Source organism: Corynebacterium sp. HMSC034E11, assembly GCF_001835905.1.
In the GTDB taxonomy this organism is placed as follows: Bacteria; Actinomycetota; Actinomycetes; order Mycobacteriales; family Mycobacteriaceae; genus Corynebacterium; species Corynebacterium coyleae.
Genome location: NZ_KV826394.1, coordinates 255384 through 272307 on the forward strand (window position 1 = coordinate 255384; position 16924 = coordinate 272307).

Genomic DNA, 16924 nt, shown 5'->3' on the forward strand with positions numbered 1-16924 from the left:
TGGGGGCCGTTCATCAAAAGCGCTGGGACAACTGCCCAAGACGCGAAAAGCGCACGTTGCGATTGTTATCAACCCGCAATCATCCCCAGCGGACACACAGAGACTCCAACCTTTTGATGATCTTTGCATCAAATCGCACACCAAACTTGCACGATGCTGGAAACGATCGGCTATTGTCGTTGCAGACACCGGGACCGAGCCTCTAAGGCTTGCTATCGGTCCTAGGAGCTCAATGCCCCTGGACTTCTTTGAATTCCACCCGGACGTCGTGCAAGAACTATCAGAGAAGGATTTCGTTTCATGCGTAATTTCCGTAAGGCAGCCCTCGCCGGCGCAACCGCCGTCGCTGTGGCATTCGGCTCCACCGCAGTCGCAACCGCTCAGACCGAGGAGGACACCAAGGCGGCAGAGAACACCTATGTCGCACCGTCCCGTCCGGTCGAAGACAAGGACGGCAAGGACGGCGTCAAGCCTGGTTCCTCCGAGAAGATCACCCACTCCAAGTGGCTCGAGTTCCGTGACAAGGACGGCAACCTGCGCGGCACCGATGGCACCGCGATCTTCGGTAAGAAGGACAACTTCGACGCACAGCCGACCTACGCCAAGGTTGGTTACGGCCTGACCATCTTCACCGCTGTTTCTGCTGTCATCGGCCTCATCGTCGGCCCGCTGTACAACTTCATTGTTCACGGCCCGGTCAAGTTCTAATAACGCGGATTTCCGCTAACCACTTCCAACTCACATTTCGAAAGAAGGAAAAAGATGCGTAACTTCCGCACCGCTGCAGTTGCTTCCGCAACCGCTCTGACCGTCTTCGTTGGCGGCACCGCTATCGCTTCCGCTCAGGATGCGGACAAGCCGGCGACCCCGAACACCAACGCTTCTAGCCAGGAGAACGGCCAGGACAACACCAAGCAGGACGACAAGAAGAAGGGTGACAAGCAGGTCATCTTCGTCGGCAAGCAGGAGGGCGACAAGTCCTTCGGTGAGGTCATCTCCGACGGCACCAAGGGTCTCTTCGACGGCAAGGGTTCCTCCAAGTACTTCAACCAGGAAGTTGATGGTACGCCGGATGCTGAGAGGCCGTTCTACCCGACCGATGCTTTCGGCAAGAAGACCAACCCTGAGGCTGTCCCGCAGTGGGCACGCTACTGGATCGACGGCACCATCGTCGCTGGTATCGGTGCTCTCGTCGGCCTCGTGATCGCTGGCATCAACTTCGCTTCCTACAACGGCTTCATCCAGCTGCCGAAGTTCTAAGTCAACTTCGTCGTAGGACGATAGAAACCCGCTGCTCCGGCAGCGGGTTTTTGCTTTGGCCGGTGCTGGCCCTTGCAGCATACAAAAGTGTGCCCCGCAGGGAACGTTCCCTGCGGGGCACATATGCATCTACCAGTGCGACGCCTACTCCCCCAGCATGTGCTGGCCTGCTGCTACATCGGCGTCCGGGATCGTGAGAATCTCGTTGCCATCGTCAGTGATCACGATGGTGTGCTCGAACTGCGCGGTGTACTCACCATCGACGTTCTGTACCGTCCAGCCGTCGTCCCACACGGTGTACGGCAACTCACCCAAGTTGATCATTGGCTCGACGGTCAGCGTCATTCCCGGCTCGAGAACATCCGTGTATGCATCCGAGTCATAGTGCAGGACGACGAGACCGTTGTGGAACGTCGTACCCACACCGTGTCCGGTGAAGTCGGTGACCACGTTGTAGCCGAAACGCTTCGCGTACGCCTCGATGACGCGCCCGATGACGTTGATCTCGCGGCCCGGCTTCGCCGCCTTGATGCCGCGCATCATGGCCTGGTAGGTACGGTTCACAAGGTCCTTGTGCTCCTGGGCAACCTCGCCCGCGAAGAACGTGGCGTTGGTGTCGCCGTGCACACCGTTCTTGTATGCGGTGACGTCAATATTGACGATGTCGCCCTCCTGGATCACAGTCGTATCCGGGATGCCGTGGCACACAATCTCATTGAGCGACACGCAGGAAGACTTTGTAAAGCCTCGGTAGCCAAGCGTGGAGGGGTATGCGCCGTGCTCGATCAGGTAGTCGTGCACAATGCCGTCGATCTCATCGGTGGTTTTGCCCGGCGCAACCGCCGCACCGGCAAGGGCAAGGGCGTTCGCGGCGATCTTGGATGCCTCGCGCATAGCCTCAATCGTCTCGGGCGTTTGGATGACGGGTTCGCCGACGTTTTCTTGGACGTCGTCTTTCCAGGCGTACTCCGGACGCTCAATGTGGTCCGGGACCTTACGCACTGGGGTTGGTTTACCTGGTGTAAGTAGTCCTCTTGGATTCATAAAGGCCATGGTAGTACCGCGAGCAAATTGGCCCTGCGGCAGCTAGCCAGCTTTCTGATCTACCCCAGCGGCAAGTTGGCAAGCATCGTGTTCGTCAGCGCGACTGCCGCTTCAGAACCACCGCCGAGGACCACCAGGGTTGCAAACGCGATGTCGTCTTCCACGCGGTAGCCGGTGAACCAGGAGTGGGACCCACCGTTGATTTCGGCCTCGCCGGTTTTGCCGCGAATATCGCCGCCGGCACTCATGCCGCCTGCGGTACCGCCCGGCCCGGTCACGGCAGCCATGATCTGGCGCAGCTGATCGATCGCTTCCGGTGGAAGGGGCTGCACGTCCTCGCTGAGTTTCGTTTCCTCGCCCTGCACCAGGTACGGCACCGGCAATGACCCACGCGCGGCCGTCGCAGAAACCAGTGCCATGCCGAAAGGGCTGGCAAGGTCGAGGCCCTGGCCGTAGCCGGCCTCAGTGCGGTCGAGGGGCTCCTCCCCGACCGGGATCGAGCCAGTGATTGTCTCTACCCCTGGGATCTGCATATCGACCCCGAGACCAAACTGCTTACCCACGTCCTGCAACTCACCTGGGGCGAGACGCGTCGACATGTCCGCAAACGTGGTGTTGCACGAACGCGCAAACGCCGTCTCCAACGGCACGGTGCCGAGGCTGAAGCCTCCGTAGTTGGTCACGATGCGCCCATACAGGTTCATCGGGCCCGGACACGGCACCGGCGAGCCTGGTGTGAGCCCTTGCCGTGCAAGCCCCGCCGCTGCGGTGATGATCTTAAATGTCGAGCCAGGCGGGTACTGGCCCATCGTCGCCAGATTGCCTTGCGCATCCGCAGCCGGGGTCTGCGCAATAGCCAGAATCCCGCCCGTAGACGGCCTGATGGCCACAATCATGGCCTGCTGCCCGGCAACGGGTTCGAGCGCACGCTCAGCGGCTTCCTGGACGCGGTGATCCAAGCTGATGTGCACCGCCGGCGCCGGTGCGGGATCCTGACGGGTGATCTCCTCGTACGACGCACCATTTTCGTTGACAATGTCGACGCTCCAGCCGGAATCACCAACCAGATCATCGCGCACCAACTCGCCCACGCGCGCCATAATGTCGGGCGCGAAACCCGGCTTTGCGTTGACCATGGCGGCTTCTTCGTTGAGCCGGACACCGGGTTCGTCGCTAAGCGCTGCTTCAACAGCATCTCGCGCTGCTGCCGGCACCACCGCCACCGAATACACACCGGAGGCGCGCTCGAGCTCGTCCTTCAACGTGTCTGCATCGCGGAGCGGCACGCCACGGTCCTGCTCGTGCGCCCGGGCGAGAGCACCGCTGATCGCAGATGCCGCAGCACCGGCGGTGCGCATCTCGTTGGTATCCACCAACACCCGATACGCGATGCCGGGCTTTAACAACTCCACCCCATCAGAGGACACGACACTCGCCTGTGCGGGAGCGATCGCGCGCAGCTCCAAATGCTGGTGCGCACCCAGACGCGGGTGCAACACCGACGGCTGCCAGCGCACCGTCCACTTCTCGCCAGATTGTGTCAGCGTCATCTGCGCGTCGTACTTCAACTCACGGTCACGCGGCAATTGCCACGCCAACTCGTACGTCGCGGTGGCTAGATTCTCCTCCTGGCGCACATCTTTCAGCGTCGCCGTGACGTCTTCTGCCTGCAAACCATCCCAGGTCGCGTTCGTGGAATCAGCCGCGGACGTCGGATTGTCAATCGCAGACGACTCGACGTCGCGACGCTCCAGCGCCTCCAAAAACGCACTCGCTGCTGGCTCAGCATCATTGGGGCGCGGGGTGCATGCGCTTATCGACGACGCAAGCACCACCCCGGCAACAACTGCGACGACACGACGCATACTAGCGGGTGACCTTGACCTCAGCCTTGGCGCCAGCGACCTCCTCGAGGCCCTGCTCCTCAGCAATACGCAGCGCGTGAGCAATCAGCGTTTCCACAATCTTCGACTCCGGCACGGTCTCCACAACCTCGCCCTTGACAAAGATCTGGCCCTTACCGTTGCCGGAAGCCACACCAAGGTCAGCGTCGCGCGCCTCGCCCGGACCGTTGACAACACAGCCCATGACGGCCACACGCAGCGGGAACTCCATACCATCCAGGCCAGCGGTGACCTCTTCGGCCAACTTGTACACGTCCACCTGGGCGCGACCACAGGACGGGCAGGAAACGATCTCTAACTTGCGCGGACGCAAGTTCATCGACTGCAGAATCTGGTCACCGACCTTGATCTCTTCCACCGGGTCAGCGGAAAGAGACACACGAATCGTGTCGCCGATACCCTGCGACAACAGGGCACCGAAGGCGACGGACGACTTAATCGTGCCCATGAACTTCGGACCAGCTTCCGTCACACCGAGGTGCAACGGGTAATCCGTCTTCTCTGCCAACTGGCGGTACGCCTCGACCATCAGCACCGGGTCCGAGTGCTTTACGGAAATCGCAATATCGCCGTAGCCGTACTCTTCGAACAAGCCAGCCTCGTAGATCGCGGACTCCACCAGCGCTTCTGGCGTGGCCTTGCCGTACTTCTCCAGCAGGCGCTTATCCAGCGAGCCACCGTTGACGCCGATACGGATCGGGATGCCTGCGTCACCGGCTGCCTTTGCAACCTCCTTGACGCGGCCGTCGAACTCCTTGATGTTGCCCGGGTTCACACGCACAGCTGCGCAACCGGCGTCGATCGCAGCGAAGATGTACTTCGGCTGGAAGTGAATATCGGCGATCACCGGGATCGGCGACTTTGCAGCAATTGCTGGCAACGCTTCCGCATCGACCGTCTTCGGGCACGCGACACGCACAATGTCGCAGCCAGCCGTGGTCAACTGCGCAATCTGCTGCAAGGTGGCGTTGATGTCGTGCGTCTTCGTCGTGGTCATCGACTGCACCGTGATCGGGTGATCGGAGCCAACACCGACACCTCCAACCATCAGTTGGCGGGTCTTACGACGTGGGGCCAGGGTGGGTGCCGGACCTTCAGGGATGCCTAATCCGATGGGGGTACTCATGGTGGATAACTCTAGCACCGTCACCCAAAAAGATTGACGGGGTTGACCACGTCTGCCGCCATCACCAACACACCGACAACAAGCAGCAGCGCCGCCATGAAATAGGTCAGTGGCATCAGCTTCTCGTAGTTTGCCGGGCCGACTGGTGGCAGGCCACGGAGTCGTCGCAAAGCATTGCGAATCTTCTCGTAAATAACCACCGCAATATGGCCACCATCAAGCGGTGGAAGCGGCACGAGATTAAACAACGCCAGGAAGAAGTTCAGGCTGGCCAGCATCATCCAAAACGCCGGCCACTGGTCGCGTTCCACCAGCTCGCCGCCGGTGCGCGAGGCCCCAATCACACTGATGGGGCCCTCAATGTCGCGCTCCCCGCCGAAGATCGATGCGACAACCCCCGGGATCTTGCCCGGAAACGCCATCAACCCGTCAACGGACGCACGAAGCATCTGACCGGTAAACTTGGCCGTCGCCGGCACCGCCTCGACAGGCCCGAATTGCTTCACCGCATCCTTGACCGGAGCTGCGGCGATGCCCACCGCGCCGACGTCGATACGCTCGCCCGTCGAAGGATCGATGCGCTCGACCCGCGCCACGGGGACATCAATGCTTTGCGACGACCCACCGCGCTCCACCTCAAGCGCGACCATCTCCCCCGGACGCTGCGCAACATAAGTACGCAGATCCGCGAATGTCTCGATTGGTTCGTCGTCGACCGCAACCAACGTGTCGCCCACCTGTACACCCGCTTGGCCCGCAGGACCAGGTCCGCTGCACTCCGCCAGAGTTTTCTCATCCACCTGGTCGGCAACACAGACGACCTGGCCCACCTTCGGGGTGAAATCCGCGTACGGGTTCCGGATACCTGATGAGACAGCAACCCCAAAAATGATCACGACGCCGATCAAGATGTTCATCACGATCCCGCCGGAGAGCACCGCAATACGCTGCCACGCAGGCTTTTTCACCATCGCGTGCGGCGCTTCCTCCTCGGTGACCGGATCCATCGCCGTCATCCCCGCAATGTCACAGAACCCACCGAACGGCAGCGCAGCAATCCCATACTCTGTTCCGCCCCGTTTCACCGACCACAACGTTGGCCCGAAACCGACAAAAAACCGGCGCACTCGCATGCCAAACGCACGCGCAGTGAACATGTGGCCTGCTTCGTGCAGCGCAATCGAAGCAGTGATTGCAAGCGCGAAAAGCACAATCCCCAACACACTCATCGCGCTTCACCCCACAGCACACACAGCGAAGAGGTGCGGGCACACCGCCCGCACCTCAAGGGTCTAACGCTCAATGCGCGCAATCGCCGCGGCGACTCGCTCACGCGTACGGGACTCAACCCGCATCACATCAAACACATCGCTCGGGACTGCGGCGAACTCGTCGGCCTCGTCCAGGACCTCCCCGATAATGTCCACGATCTCCGGGAACTTAATGCGACCCGCGAAGAACGCCTCTACCGCTGCTTCGTTAGCAGCGTTGTAAATAACCGGGTACGGATCACCCTTCTTGGCCACCTCACGGGCCAGACACACAGCAGGGAACACCTCGTTGTCCAGCGGCTCAAACTCCCACGAGAATGCCTGCGAGAAATCCAACGGCTCCTGCACATCCGGCACACGGTTCGGCCAATCCAGCGCGTGCGCGATAGGCAGCTTCATCGACGGCGGCGAAGCCTGTGCAAGCGTTGCACCGTCCGTAAACGTGACCAACGAGTGAATCACGGACTGCGGGTGAATCGTGACGTCGATCTTGTCCGGATCCATGTCGAACAACATGGCCGCCTCAATCAGCTCAAGGCCCTTGTTCACCAGAGTCGAAGAGTTAATGGTGTTCATCGTTCCCATCGACCAGGTCGGGTGTACCACGGCTTCTTCCGTGGTCACCTCCATGAGACCCTCGCGCTCCCAGCCACGGAACGGACCACCCGATGCGGTAAGAACAAGGCGAGCGATTTCGCTACGGCGAGTGCCGCGCATGCACTGCGCCATTGCCGAGTGCTCCGAATCAACCGGAACAATCTGACCCGGCTTTGCAGCGTCGAGCACGATACGGCCACCCGCTACAAGCGATTCTTTGTTAGCCAACGCAAGTGTCGCATCCGAGCGCAGCGCAGCCATGGTTGCCGGCAGGCCCGAGGCACCAACGAGTGCGTTGAGCACCACGTCAGCTTCCTGCGATTCAACGAGCGCAGCAGCGGAGTTCTCGCCAGTGATCACGTAACCGCCAAGCGCACGGGAGACTTCCTTCGCACCCTCAATATTGCGCACGGCAATCTGGTCGGCGCTCAGGCCAAACTCCTGCGCCTGCTCAATAGCAGCCTTAGGATTGGCGCCACCAATGGCAATCCCGACAATGTTGAACTTGTCGCGGTTTTCGCGGATCACCTCCACAGCCTGTGAGCCAATGGAACCGGTCGAACCTAAAATTACAACGTTTCGCACGCAACCATTGTGACACGTTTTGATTCATTTCGGCACTTGAACTGGATTAAACCCCCGAGGTGGTGCGAAAGTTTGAACACATTGGGGGCTATTGTCACCTTTTTCGCGCTCTGTGTGCGATGATGGGCAGCGATAGTTTCATCATTTCCAGGTGATCGTGTTTGCGATCGATCCCGTGTTAACAAGGAGCGTTGCAGTGGCCCACGCAAAGGAAAGCGCACCCCAGGTGTACAACGGTGTATCCGAGGCTGACGTCCCGTCCGCCAAATTTGGTTGGAGTGCGCTGAGCGACCGCGCCATCCAGCTGGCAGGTTGGATTTCCGTCGCGTTCCTCGTCGCCTACAACTTTGGCAACCACCAGGGCCACGTTGAGACCATTTGGCTCATCGCACTGGCCGTCCTCATTGCTCTCGCACTGATCCTTCTGGCTACCAAGCCGAAGCTCAACCAGGTGCGCACCGTGACGTCGCACAACAAGCCGGTCGGCTACGTGGAGCGTGACTGGACCTACGACCAGGCCACCCTCTCCGGCGACGTCTACGAGTCGCTGACCGATAGCCAGCTGCGCGCCCTCAACATCGAGCCGAGCCGTGTTGCACACCTGCGCAACACTGCACCGGCGCAGGCACGCGAAAACGTAGAGGTCATCGAGGTCGAATCCAAGACCGGCAAGCACGCCCTCTAAAATCTTTTCGACGAAATACCGCCGCACCTTCCAACGAAGGTGCGGCGGTATTTTCATGCCGTCTGCCTGAGCGGACTAGCCAGTTTTTTCGTCGGCTGCCAACTGCCCGCAGGCAGCCGCGATCTCCTGGCCCTTGGTGTCGCGCACCGTGCAAGGCACGCCTTGGGCGATCACACGGCGGACGAACTCGTCCTGCCGATCCTTCGGCGACGCATCCCACTTCGATCCCGGTGTCGGGTTGAGCGGAATGAGATTGACGTGCACCAGCGAACCCAACGCGCTGTGAAGCTTCTTGCCCAACATGTCAGCGCGGAAGTTCTGATCGTTCATGTCGCGAATCAAGGCGTACTCAATGGAGACACGGCGCCCCGTCTGGTCCGCGTAGTAGCGGGCCGCATCAAGCACTTCGGCTACCTCGAAGCGGTTGTTGATCGGGACCAACTCGTCGCGCAATTCATCGTCCGGTGTGTGCAGACTCACTGCGAGTGTGCAGGACAGCCCTTCATCCGCGAGCATACGAATCTGCGGTGCAAGTCCGACAGTGGATACCGTCACGTTGCGCTGGGAGATGCCGAAGCCAGCAGGCGACGGCTGCGTAATCTGGCGAACAGCAGAGACCACACGCTTGTAGTTAGCCAGTGGCTCCCCCATCCCCATAAACACAATGTTGGATAGGCGGGAGCCTTCTGCCTCCATCATTGCGGCCGCAGCGCGCACCTGGTCCACGATCTCCGCGGTGGACAGGTTACGGTCCAGGCCACCCTGACCGGTCGCACAGAACGGGCATGCCATGCCGCAGCCAGCCTGCGAGGAGATGCACAACGTCGCGCGACCTGGGTAACGCATCAGCACCGATTCCAACAAGATGCCATCGTGCAGGCGCCACAGCGTCTTCGTGGTATCACCGTTGTCGGTCTCCACGGTGCGCACGGGAGTCAACAACGTGGGAAAAAGTGCGTCCTTGACAAGCTGACGCTGGTTCTCGGGCAGATCCGTCATCGTCAGCGGATCTGCCTCAAACTTGCCGTAATAGTGTCGCGCGATCTGATCAGCACGGAACTTCGGCAGCCCGAGTTCCTTCAACGCGTCGATTCGCTCCTGTGCCGACAAATCAGCGAAGTGCTTCGGCGGCATGCCACGCTTTGGGGCGAGCAGTTTGATCTCGGGAAAATCACTCATAGTGCGCCCCATCTTTGCATGTCGCACGAATGTTTTCGAATTACTAGGTCTGTGCTTAGGCACTCATAAGCGTGATGGTCGTGAGCAGGATGTAGGTCGCCGCTGCTGCGGGAAGCATCCCGTCAAGTCGATCCATGATGCCACCATGCCCTGGCAGCAGGTTGGACATGTCTTTGATGCCCAGTTCACGCTTGAACTGGCTTTCCACCAAATCGCCCATCGTCGCGCAAATCACTAAAGCGATGCCGAGCACTACGCCCATCCACCACGGGCCGTGAATGAGCAGCGTGACCACCAAGATGCCGGTAATACTTCCGGCAACGATCGACCCAGCGAAGCCTTCCCAGGACTTGTTCGGGCTAATTGCCGGCGCCATCGGGTGCGAGCCAAACATCACGCCTGCAGCAAAACCACCCACATCACTGGCAACAACGCACAGCATGAACGCCACAATGTAGGCGGAACCATCCACCCCACCTTGGCTAATCAAGGAAATCATTGCGGCGAACGTGCCAAACAGCGGAATCCACGCAAGCACGAACAGACTCACTGCCGTGTCGCGCAGGTAATTCTCTGGTCGCTTATTCCTGCCCTGGTGGAACATCCCCCAGAACATGACAACGAGAACGGTGAAGGCAAAACCCGCCACGAGCCCTGTAGTGCCATACGGCACGGAGGACCACAGCATGAGTTGGGCCATGATGATCAGCAGTGTGCGCGGCTGCTGGTAACCAGCTTCCCGCAGCCGGGTCATCACCTCCCACATCGCTCCTGCTACAGCGACGGCGACAAGTGGGTACCAGGCTTTGGGCCCCACCCATACGGCGGCAATGACAATCGCGCCGAGCACAACACCGGTCGTAATGGCGGTCGGCAGATCACGCCCCGGGTTGTTCTTCGGCTTCGGCGCATGCACCGGCCAGCGGCTCGGCGTGGCGCGCTCCTCCTGATCAGCAGCAGGCACGCTAGACCTCCAGCAGTTCGGCTTCCTTACGCTGAACGATCTCATCGACCTGAGCAACGTAGGACTGGGTGGTCTTGTCCAGCGCCTTCTCGGCGGTCACGACCTCATCCTCACCAGCGTCGCCGTCTTTCTGAATCTTCTTCAGCGCTTCCATGCCCTGGCGACGGATATTACGGATGGCAATCTTGCCGTCCTCGCCCTTCTGCTTCGCCTGCTTGACCAGGTCACGGCGGCGTTCCTCGGTGAGCTGCGGGATAGACACACGGATGACCTGGCCGTCATCCGTCGGGTTCACACCGAGATCAGAGTTACGGATTGCGTTCTCGATCTCACCCATGGTGGACATGTCGTACGGCTTGATCAGCAGCATGCGCGGCTCCGGCACGGAAATCGTCGCCATCTGGTTAATCGGCGTCGGTGCACCGTAGAAGTCAGCCATCACACCGTTGAACATCGCCGGGTTCGCACGTCCGGTACGAATCGTGGCCAACTCGTCACGAGCGTGCTCAACAGAGGCGGTCATGCGCTCTTCGGCATCCAGCAATACGTCATCAATCATGGGAAAACCCTACCTTTTCTCTATTCGGCGTCCCTACTAACCTACCAGCGCGACTGGCACCTACACTGGCGCCATGCTGCATCCCGCGTTCACGTTGCCCCCAAGCACACACACGCGGCCGCGCCCAAACGTTGGACGTCTGGCTGGTTGGCAGATTCCGGTCAAAGACGGCACCGACGTTGCTGGCATGACCACTACCCACGGCAGCCCTGCACGCGCCTACACCGCAACAGCAACCGATCCGTTTATCTCCAATCTTTTGGCGCACGGCGTCGCCATCCACGGCAAGACGCTGACCTCGGAGCTGGGCGCGACCTGCTACGCAGAACGCCCTGACGTTCCCGTGCTCGAGTCGCCGGCCTACCCCGGCTGCACCCCAGGTGGCTCTTCTACTGGCGCCGCAGTTGTGGTGGCCGACGGCACCGTTCGCGCCGCACACGGCACCGATGCCGGCGGATCCATACGCGTGCCAGCTGCAGCGTGCGAGATCGTCGGCTTCAAACCCGCAAGCAAAGGTATCGCCGCACATGGGTTTCTCACCCAGGACGTCGCGGACCAATTCACGTTGTGGGGTTGGCACCGCCGCATCAAAGGCAAGCGGCTCCGAATCGGTGTGCTTACCGACGGTATCTTCGCGCGGCCGGATGTGGAGGATCGGCGAGGTGCGCTCGTCGAAAAGCTTGCGAGTGCTCTCGACTTTGAAGTGGTGCAGCTCAAGCCGTATCGCGAATCGCTGGAAACCTACGCCCACTTCACGACCACAATCACCGCGAGTTTCAACCTGACGGATCCGCTCGACAGCGAATACATCGGCTGGCTCGTCGAGCAATCCCACAAGCTGACCAACAGCGACCTTGACGCCGCCGAGCAACACCGCCGGGATTTGCCTCACCTCATCGCCTCCCAATGGGACGTCGATGTAGTACTCTCCCCCACGCTCGCATTCGCACCACCCCGGATCGGCTATTTCCCCTCTCTCACGCCAGAAGCGAGCTTCCACGCGCAAACCGAATGGTCACCGTGGTGCTCGCTGTACAACATGCTCGGCACCCCTGCGATTGCACTCGGCGGGGTGCACCTTGGCAGCCTTACGCTCACCGGGCCGGAACTGCTCACGGTGGCGCAGCATATTGAGACGCTGTTAGGCGACTAGCGTACCTACCTGCTCGCCGCCAACCGCGCGGGCGATGTTTCCTTCCTTGAGCAGATTAAACACCAGGATCGGCATGTTGTTGTCCATACAGAGACTAAATGCGGTGGCATCCGCAACCTTGAGGCCAAGTTCAATGACCTCGCGAGGGGAAATCTCGGAGTAGAGCTTCGCATCGGGGTTCTCGCGCGGGTCGGAGTCGTAGACACCGTCCACACCCTTAGCCATGAGCAGCACCTCGCAGCCGATCTCCAGCGCACGCTGCGCGGCCGTGGTGTCCGTGGAGAAGTACGGCATACCCATACCCGCACCGAAGATGACCACGCGGCCCTTCTCCAGGTGGCGTGCTGCACGCAGTGGCAGGTACGGCTCTGCAATCTGCGCCATGTTGATCGAAGTTTGGACGCGGCAATCGATGCCCATCTGCTGCAAGAAGTCCTGCAGCGCAAGGCAGTTCATGACAGTGCCGAGCATGCCCATGTAGTCCGAGCGCGCACGGTCCATGCCGCGCTGCTGCAGCTGAGCGCCGCGGAAGAAGTTGCCGCCACCGATCACGACAGCGACCTCGGTGCCGGAGCGCGCGACATCTGCGATCTGGCGGGCGACGGACTCGACTACGTCGGGGTCGATGCCAACCTTGCCGCCGCCGAACATCTCACCCCCCAGCTTCAGCATGACTCGCTTGAAACCTGTGCGGTTGGGGTTGAGGTCAGTCACCGAAAACGCTCCTTTGCGCGGATCAGCCAATTGCAAAATGTTCGGAACCGATCTTAGCCACGCAACGCGTTGAGTTCAGAACTGCTTGCTTAACGACGACAACCCCGCACCACCCGTCCCCCTAATCGGGACAGACAGTACGGGGTTGCACCGCGTGTGAGGCTATGAAACCTCTCGCCTGGCTTATGCCTGGCCGACCTCGAAGCGGACGAAGTCGGTGATCTCGATGCCGTTCTCGTCAGCGAACTGCTTCACGGTCTTCTTGGAGTCAGCCAGCGACGGCTGGTCGAGCAGGACAACGTCCTTGAAGAAGCCACCCATGCGGCCCTCGACAATCTTCTCGATGGCAGCTTCCGGCTTGCCCTCGTTGCGGGTGATCTCTTCCTGAACCGCACGCTCCTTCTCAACAACGTCGGCCGGGACAGCCTCCTTGTTGAGGTAACGAGCCTTCATTGCAGCGATCTGCAGAGCCACCTGGTGTGCAGCCTCAGCGTTGTCACCGTTGTAGGCAACGAGTACGCCAACTGCCGGCGGAAGGTCAGCAGCCTTCTGGTGCAGGTACTTGGCAATGTTGTCGCCTTCGATGGTGGCAGCGCGACGCAGCTCGAGCTTCTCGCCGATCTTTGCGGAGAGGCGCTCCAGCACCTCGTGTGCGGTCTCACCGTTGACGTCGGCCTTTGCCAGCTCCTCCTGGGAGTTCGCCTTCACTGCAGCAGCAGCCTCAGCGATCTGGCTGGCGATGTCCTTGAACTCCTGGTTCTTCGCCACGAAGTCGGTCTCGGAGTTGATCTCCACGATAGTGTTGCCGGAAACAGCAACGAGGCCCTCGAGGGCGTTGCGCTCAGCGCGCTTGCCCACGTCCTTCGCACCCTTGATGCGGAGGTTCTCAACGGCCTTGTCGAAGTCGCCGTCGGTTTCCTCGAGTGCCTTCTTGCAGTCGAGCATGCCGGAGCCGGTGATCTCGCGGAGCTTCTTGACGTCAGCAGCAGTGTAGTTCGCCATATTGGGCGATCCTCCTCGTGAAAGTTTTACGTAAAGGTATTCAACCGTTTCAAGCGTAGCCGACGATCTGGCCGGCGGCATGACTTGCCACGTGTGGAAAATACGAACACCCCGGTCCGCCGCGTCCCGGCCGGTAATCGGCGGACGTGAGCGGAACGCGGGGTGTGCGTGAATCCTGGCCGAAGCCAGGCGGCTTACGCCTGGGTTGCGGACTTGCAGTGTCCTTGAGACTTAGGCGTCCTTGCCCTCAGCCTGCTCAGCAGCGCGGACGGCTGCCGGCTGCTCGACCTCTGCAACTTCCTGCGGAGCAGCGGTCTCTGCAGCAACAGCGGCCTTAGCAGCATCGGCTGCGGAAACCTCGTCGGAAGCAGCGGCCTGTGCAGCAGCCTCGGCTGCCTCAGCCTGACGCTTCGCGTCGGTGTCGCCTGCAGCGTCACGTGCAGCTGCGAGCTGACGCTCTTCGCGCTGCTGCTTACCAGCGATGACAGCCTCGCCCACGACGTGGGTGAGCAGCTTGACAGCGCCGATGGCGTCGTCGTTGCCCGGGATCGGGAAATCGACAACATCCGGGTCGCAGTTCGTGTCCAGAACAGCGACGACCGGGATGCGGAGCTTCTGCGCCTCGTTGACGGCGATGTGCTCCTTGTTGGTGTCCACGATCCAGAGAGCGGACGGAGCCTTGGTCATCTCAGAGATGCCACCCAGGACACGCTCGAGCTTCACGCGCTCGCGGGTCAGCATGAGGATTTCCTTCTTGCCGCGACCTGCGTAGCCGTCCTCGGCTGCGTCCATCGCCTGAAGTTCCTTCATGCGACCGATACGCTTGGATACGGTCTGGAAGTTGGTGAGCATGCCACCCAGCCAGCGGTGCGTGACGTACGGCATGCCGACGCGCTGCGCCTCTTCCTGGATCGGCTCCTGTGCCTGCTTCTTGGTGCCGACGAACAGGATGGTGCCGCCGTGTGCGACGGTTTCCTTGACAAACTCGTATGCCTCATCGATGTAGGTCAGCGTCTGCTGCAGGTCGATGATGTAGATGCCGTTGCGCTCCGTGAAGATGAAGCGACGCATCTTCGGGTTCCAGCGACGCGTCTGGTGACCAAAGTGGACACCTGCGTCGAGGAGTTCACGCATGGTTACAACTGCCATGGGAATGTCTCCTTCGGAGAAAGTAGTTCGGTTACTTATAAGTCTCACGTGCGGGTTTTTATCCCTCACCCTGGCACCGTGCCTGCCCCGCACCCCTGTGAGAGGGACCGTTGCTGAGCAGCCATTGTTCGGCGCGCGTAGTCAATTTATGCAGCGCTCTACGGTGCTGCACAAACTGCCCCGGCAACCTTACCCGCATGAGCCCTAAAAACCTAAACTCATCTGCGACGTTGTGGATGACTTCCCCTGGAGTCACACTAACCACTCCCGTTATCCACAGATTTTGCGCGAACCCTGGTTTTTTCCGCGCCGCAATGGTCCTTTGAGAGCATGCATTGCCTATCGACGACGCCACGCACCACCACAGCCACCATCCTGCTCGGAGCCCTACTGTGGTGCTCCCCCGCCACCGCCCTTGCCTGGGTCGATCCCGCGGCAGGCACACCGTATCCCCGCGCGGTATCCCGTCCTGCGTCAATCCCGGAGGAAAATTGGAAGCCTGGCCACCGTGGCGTGGATCTGCCTTTGAAGCTCAACGCGCCTGTGCTCGCTGCGGGCGACGGGGTTGTGGCGTTCGTCGGCACTGTCGCGGGCACTCCTGTGATCTCGATTGACCACCCAGGGGGCATTCGCACGACCTACCAGCCAGTGCGCTCAGACCTCAAGGCTGGCGACAACGTTACGGAAGGCCACATCATTGGCAGACTTGCGCGCGCCACAAGCCACTTTGCTGGCGAACACGACGGACTGCACTGGGGTGCGCTTACAGGACCTGACAAGTACATCGATCCGCTCACACTGCTGGAGCCACCGAGAATACGACTTAAGCCCGTGGATGCGCCTGGTCGTAGACGTTTTTGAGCCGCTGCGCCGAGACGTGTGTGTAAATTTGCGTGGTTTGCAGGCTTGAGTGCCCAAGCATTTCCTGCACAACACGCAGATCCGCTCCGCCTTCGAGCATGTGCGTCGCGGCCGTGTGGCGAAGGGTGTGCGGACTGATGTCGCTGACACCGGCACGTTGCCCGGCGCGCTCGACAACGCGGCGCACTTGGCGTTGGCCGATGCGCCCGCCACGGGATCCGACGAATACCGCATCCTCTGCTTTGCCATTGGCCAGTTCGGAGCGCCCGAACTCGAGCCACTCGTTGAGCGCCAGTGTTGCTTCGCGCCCGAATGGGACCACGCGTTGTTTGTTGCCTTTGCCGGTCACGCGGGCAAGCCCGCGAGCCAGGTCAATGTCGGCGAGGTTGAGACCGGTGAGTTCGCCAACACGCATGCCGGTGGCGTAGAGCAGCTCGAGCATGGCTCGGTCACGGAGGTGTTCGGCGGGGTGGGCGTCGTCGGCGGTATCCGCCTCGACGAGTTCTGTGGCACGCTCTCCTCGCACGACGTTTGGCAGCGCGCGATTCACTTTTGGTGCTTTGAGGCGGGCTGCTGCGTCGTGGTCGATGTAGCCCTGGCGGTACGCCCAGGTAGAGAATGCGCGCGCGGCTGCGGTACGGCGCGCAAGGGTGGCTCGGCTGCGCCCGGCGGTCAGTGCGTCGGCCAGCCAGGTGCGAAGCGCCTCCAGGGTGAACGCGTCGAAGGTGTCTGCGTACCCGGCGAGTGTCGCCAGGTCGGAGACATACCCCTTCACTGTGTTTGGGGAGCGCCCGAGCACAAGCGAGGCGTAGTCGGCGAAATCGCCGACGCCCGCTTGCACTTGCCCTACGCTTTCACTCATGTCGCAGGA

At 60.9% G+C, this 16924-nt stretch carries 17 protein-coding genes; 5 read left to right on the forward strand and 12 right to left on the reverse strand.

Features of this window, described 5'->3' with window-relative positions; translation table 11 throughout:
• Window positions 1–300 precede the first annotated feature (300 nt).
• Together HMPREF2690_RS05245 and HMPREF2690_RS05250 are read left to right on the forward strand one after the other, a co-directional pair.
• Complete coding sequence (locus HMPREF2690_RS05245; RefSeq protein WP_070820335.1) at window positions 301–708, forward strand: hypothetical protein; 408 nt, start codon at window positions 301–303, stop codon at window positions 706–708.
• A gap of 54 nt (window positions 709–762) precedes the next feature.
• Entirely contained in the window at window positions 763–1260 is a 498-nt protein-coding gene (locus tag HMPREF2690_RS05250; protein ID WP_070422273.1) for a hypothetical protein, read from the forward strand.
• A gap of 144 nt (window positions 1261–1404) precedes the next feature.
• Here the strand turns inward: HMPREF2690_RS05250 and map are convergent, their stop codons facing one another.
• The 5 genes from map to dxr form a co-directional block, all read right to left on the reverse strand.
• The gene (gene map, locus HMPREF2690_RS05255; protein WP_167594451.1) at window positions 1405–2304 is read right to left on the reverse strand and encodes a type I methionyl aminopeptidase; all 900 of its coding nucleotides are present in this window, start codon (window positions 2302–2304) and stop codon (window positions 1405–1407) included.
• Between the two features lie 59 nt (window positions 2305–2363).
• On the reverse strand, window positions 2364–4169 hold the full coding sequence (locus tag HMPREF2690_RS05260; protein WP_070483889.1) for a penicillin-binding transpeptidase domain-containing protein: 1806 nt from the start codon (window positions 4167–4169) through the stop codon (window positions 2364–2366).
• 1 nt (window position 4170) lies between these two features.
• Entirely contained in the window at window positions 4171–5334 is a 1164-nt protein-coding gene (gene ispG / locus HMPREF2690_RS05265; protein ID WP_070422393.1) for a flavodoxin-dependent (E)-4-hydroxy-3-methylbut-2-enyl-diphosphate synthase, read from the reverse strand.
• A gap of 20 nt (window positions 5335–5354) precedes the next feature.
• The gene (locus tag HMPREF2690_RS05270; RefSeq protein WP_070483891.1) at window positions 5355–6563 is read right to left on the reverse strand and encodes a M50 family metallopeptidase; all 1209 of its coding nucleotides are present in this window, start codon (window positions 6561–6563) and stop codon (window positions 5355–5357) included.
• 63 nt (window positions 6564–6626) lie between these two features.
• Complete coding sequence (dxr, locus tag HMPREF2690_RS05275) at window positions 6627–7787, reverse strand: 1-deoxy-D-xylulose-5-phosphate reductoisomerase (RefSeq protein ID WP_070820336.1); 1161 nt, start codon at window positions 7785–7787, stop codon at window positions 6627–6629.
• A gap of 196 nt (window positions 7788–7983) precedes the next feature.
• On the opposite strand from dxr, the gene HMPREF2690_RS05280 reads away from it, so the two are divergent.
• Entirely contained in the window at window positions 7984–8472 is a 489-nt protein-coding gene (locus tag HMPREF2690_RS05280; RefSeq protein ID WP_083292009.1) for a DUF2631 domain-containing protein, read from the forward strand.
• A 75-nt stretch (window positions 8473–8547) separates the two neighbouring features.
• On the opposite strand, the gene rlmN is transcribed toward HMPREF2690_RS05280, so the two are convergent.
• From rlmN to frr, 3 genes are read right to left on the reverse strand one after another with little or no spacing between them, the layout of a single operon-like run.
• Complete coding sequence (gene rlmN / locus HMPREF2690_RS05285) at window positions 8548–9651, reverse strand: dual-specificity RNA methyltransferase RlmN (RefSeq protein WP_070450991.1); 1104 nt, start codon at window positions 9649–9651, stop codon at window positions 8548–8550.
• A gap of 55 nt (window positions 9652–9706) precedes the next feature.
• Window positions 9707–10615, reverse strand: coding sequence for a phosphatidate cytidylyltransferase (locus HMPREF2690_RS05290; protein ID WP_070422267.1), 909 nt, complete (start codon window positions 10613–10615; stop codon window positions 9707–9709).
• A 1-nt stretch (window position 10616) separates the two neighbouring features.
• Window positions 10617–11174 (reverse strand): ribosome recycling factor, encoded by a 558-nt coding sequence (gene frr, locus HMPREF2690_RS05295; protein ID WP_070422266.1) that lies wholly within the window; start codon window positions 11172–11174, stop codon window positions 10617–10619.
• Between the two features lie 73 nt (window positions 11175–11247).
• On the opposite strand from frr, the gene HMPREF2690_RS05300 reads away from it, so the two are divergent.
• Complete coding sequence (locus tag HMPREF2690_RS05300; RefSeq protein WP_141761206.1) at window positions 11248–12327, forward strand: amidase family protein; 1080 nt, start codon at window positions 11248–11250, stop codon at window positions 12325–12327.
• On the opposite strand, the gene pyrH is transcribed toward HMPREF2690_RS05300, so the two are convergent.
• The 3 genes from pyrH to rpsB form a co-directional block, all read right to left on the reverse strand.
• Window positions 12316–12999, reverse strand: a complete 684-nt coding sequence (pyrH, locus tag HMPREF2690_RS05305; protein ID WP_070422390.1) for a UMP kinase — start codon at window positions 12997–12999, stop codon at window positions 12316–12318. The genes HMPREF2690_RS05300 and pyrH overlap by 12 nt on opposite strands.
• 225 nt (window positions 13000–13224) lie before the next feature.
• Window positions 13225–14043, reverse strand: a complete 819-nt coding sequence (gene tsf, locus HMPREF2690_RS05310; protein ID WP_070450990.1) for a translation elongation factor Ts — start codon at window positions 14041–14043, stop codon at window positions 13225–13227.
• Between the two features lie 231 nt (window positions 14044–14274).
• Window positions 14275–15192, reverse strand: coding sequence for a 30S ribosomal protein S2 (rpsB, locus tag HMPREF2690_RS05315; protein WP_070422264.1), 918 nt, complete (start codon window positions 15190–15192; stop codon window positions 14275–14277).
• A 330-nt stretch (window positions 15193–15522) separates the two neighbouring features.
• Between rpsB and HMPREF2690_RS05320 the strand changes: the two genes are divergently transcribed.
• On the forward strand, window positions 15523–16053 hold the full coding sequence (locus HMPREF2690_RS05320) for a M23 family metallopeptidase (RefSeq protein WP_083279399.1): 531 nt from the start codon (window positions 15523–15525) through the stop codon (window positions 16051–16053).
• On the opposite strand, the gene HMPREF2690_RS05325 is transcribed toward HMPREF2690_RS05320, so the two are convergent.
• Entirely contained in the window at window positions 16016–16915 is a 900-nt protein-coding gene (locus tag HMPREF2690_RS05325) for a tyrosine recombinase XerC (protein ID WP_070483897.1), read from the reverse strand. The two genes, HMPREF2690_RS05320 and HMPREF2690_RS05325, sit on opposite strands and share 38 nt — an antisense overlap.
• Between the last annotated feature and the right edge of the window lie 9 nt (window positions 16916–16924).

Excerpts from the sequence above, each read along its gene's own strand:
- HMPREF2690_RS05245 (WP_070820335.1), top strand. The coding sequence starts at position 301 with ATGCGTAATTTCCGTAAGGCAGCCCTCGCCGGCGCAACCGCCGTCGCT.
- HMPREF2690_RS05250 (WP_070422273.1), top strand. The coding sequence starts at position 763 with ATGCGTAACTTCCGCACCGCTGCAGTTGCTTCCGCAACCGCTCTGACC.
- map (WP_167594451.1), bottom strand. The coding sequence starts at position 2,304 with ATGAATCCAAGAGGACTACTTACACCAGGTAAACCAACCCCAGTGCGT.
- HMPREF2690_RS05260 (WP_070483889.1), bottom strand. The coding sequence starts at position 4,169 with ATGCGTCGTGTCGTCGCAGTTGTTGCCGGGGTGGTGCTTGCGTCGTCG.
- ispG (WP_070422393.1), bottom strand. The coding sequence starts at position 5,334 with ATGAGTACCCCCATCGGATTAGGCATCCCTGAAGGTCCGGCACCCACC.
- HMPREF2690_RS05270 (WP_070483891.1), bottom strand. The coding sequence starts at position 6,563 with ATGAGTGTGTTGGGGATTGTGCTTTTCGCGCTTGCAATCACTGCTTCG.
- rlmN (WP_070450991.1), bottom strand. The coding sequence starts at position 9,651 with ATGAGTGATTTTCCCGAGATCAAACTGCTCGCCCCAAAGCGTGGCATG.
- frr (WP_070422266.1), bottom strand. The coding sequence starts at position 11,174 with ATGATTGATGACGTATTGCTGGATGCCGAAGAGCGCATGACCGCCTCT.
- HMPREF2690_RS05300 (WP_141761206.1), top strand. The coding sequence starts at position 11,248 with ATGCTGCATCCCGCGTTCACGTTGCCCCCAAGCACACACACGCGGCCG.
- pyrH (WP_070422390.1), bottom strand. The coding sequence starts at position 12,999 with ATGCTGAAGCTGGGGGGTGAGATGTTCGGCGGCGGCAAGGTTGGCATC.
- tsf (WP_070450990.1), bottom strand. The coding sequence starts at position 14,043 with ATGGCGAACTACACTGCTGCTGACGTCAAGAAGCTCCGCGAGATCACC.
- rpsB (WP_070422264.1), bottom strand. The coding sequence starts at position 15,192 with ATGGCAGTTGTAACCATGCGTGAACTCCTCGACGCAGGTGTCCACTTT.
- HMPREF2690_RS05320 (WP_083279399.1), top strand. The coding sequence starts at position 15,523 with ATGCATTGCCTATCGACGACGCCACGCACCACCACAGCCACCATCCTG.
- HMPREF2690_RS05325 (WP_070483897.1), bottom strand. The coding sequence starts at position 16,915 with ATGAGTGAAAGCGTAGGGCAAGTGCAAGCGGGCGTCGGCGATTTCGCC.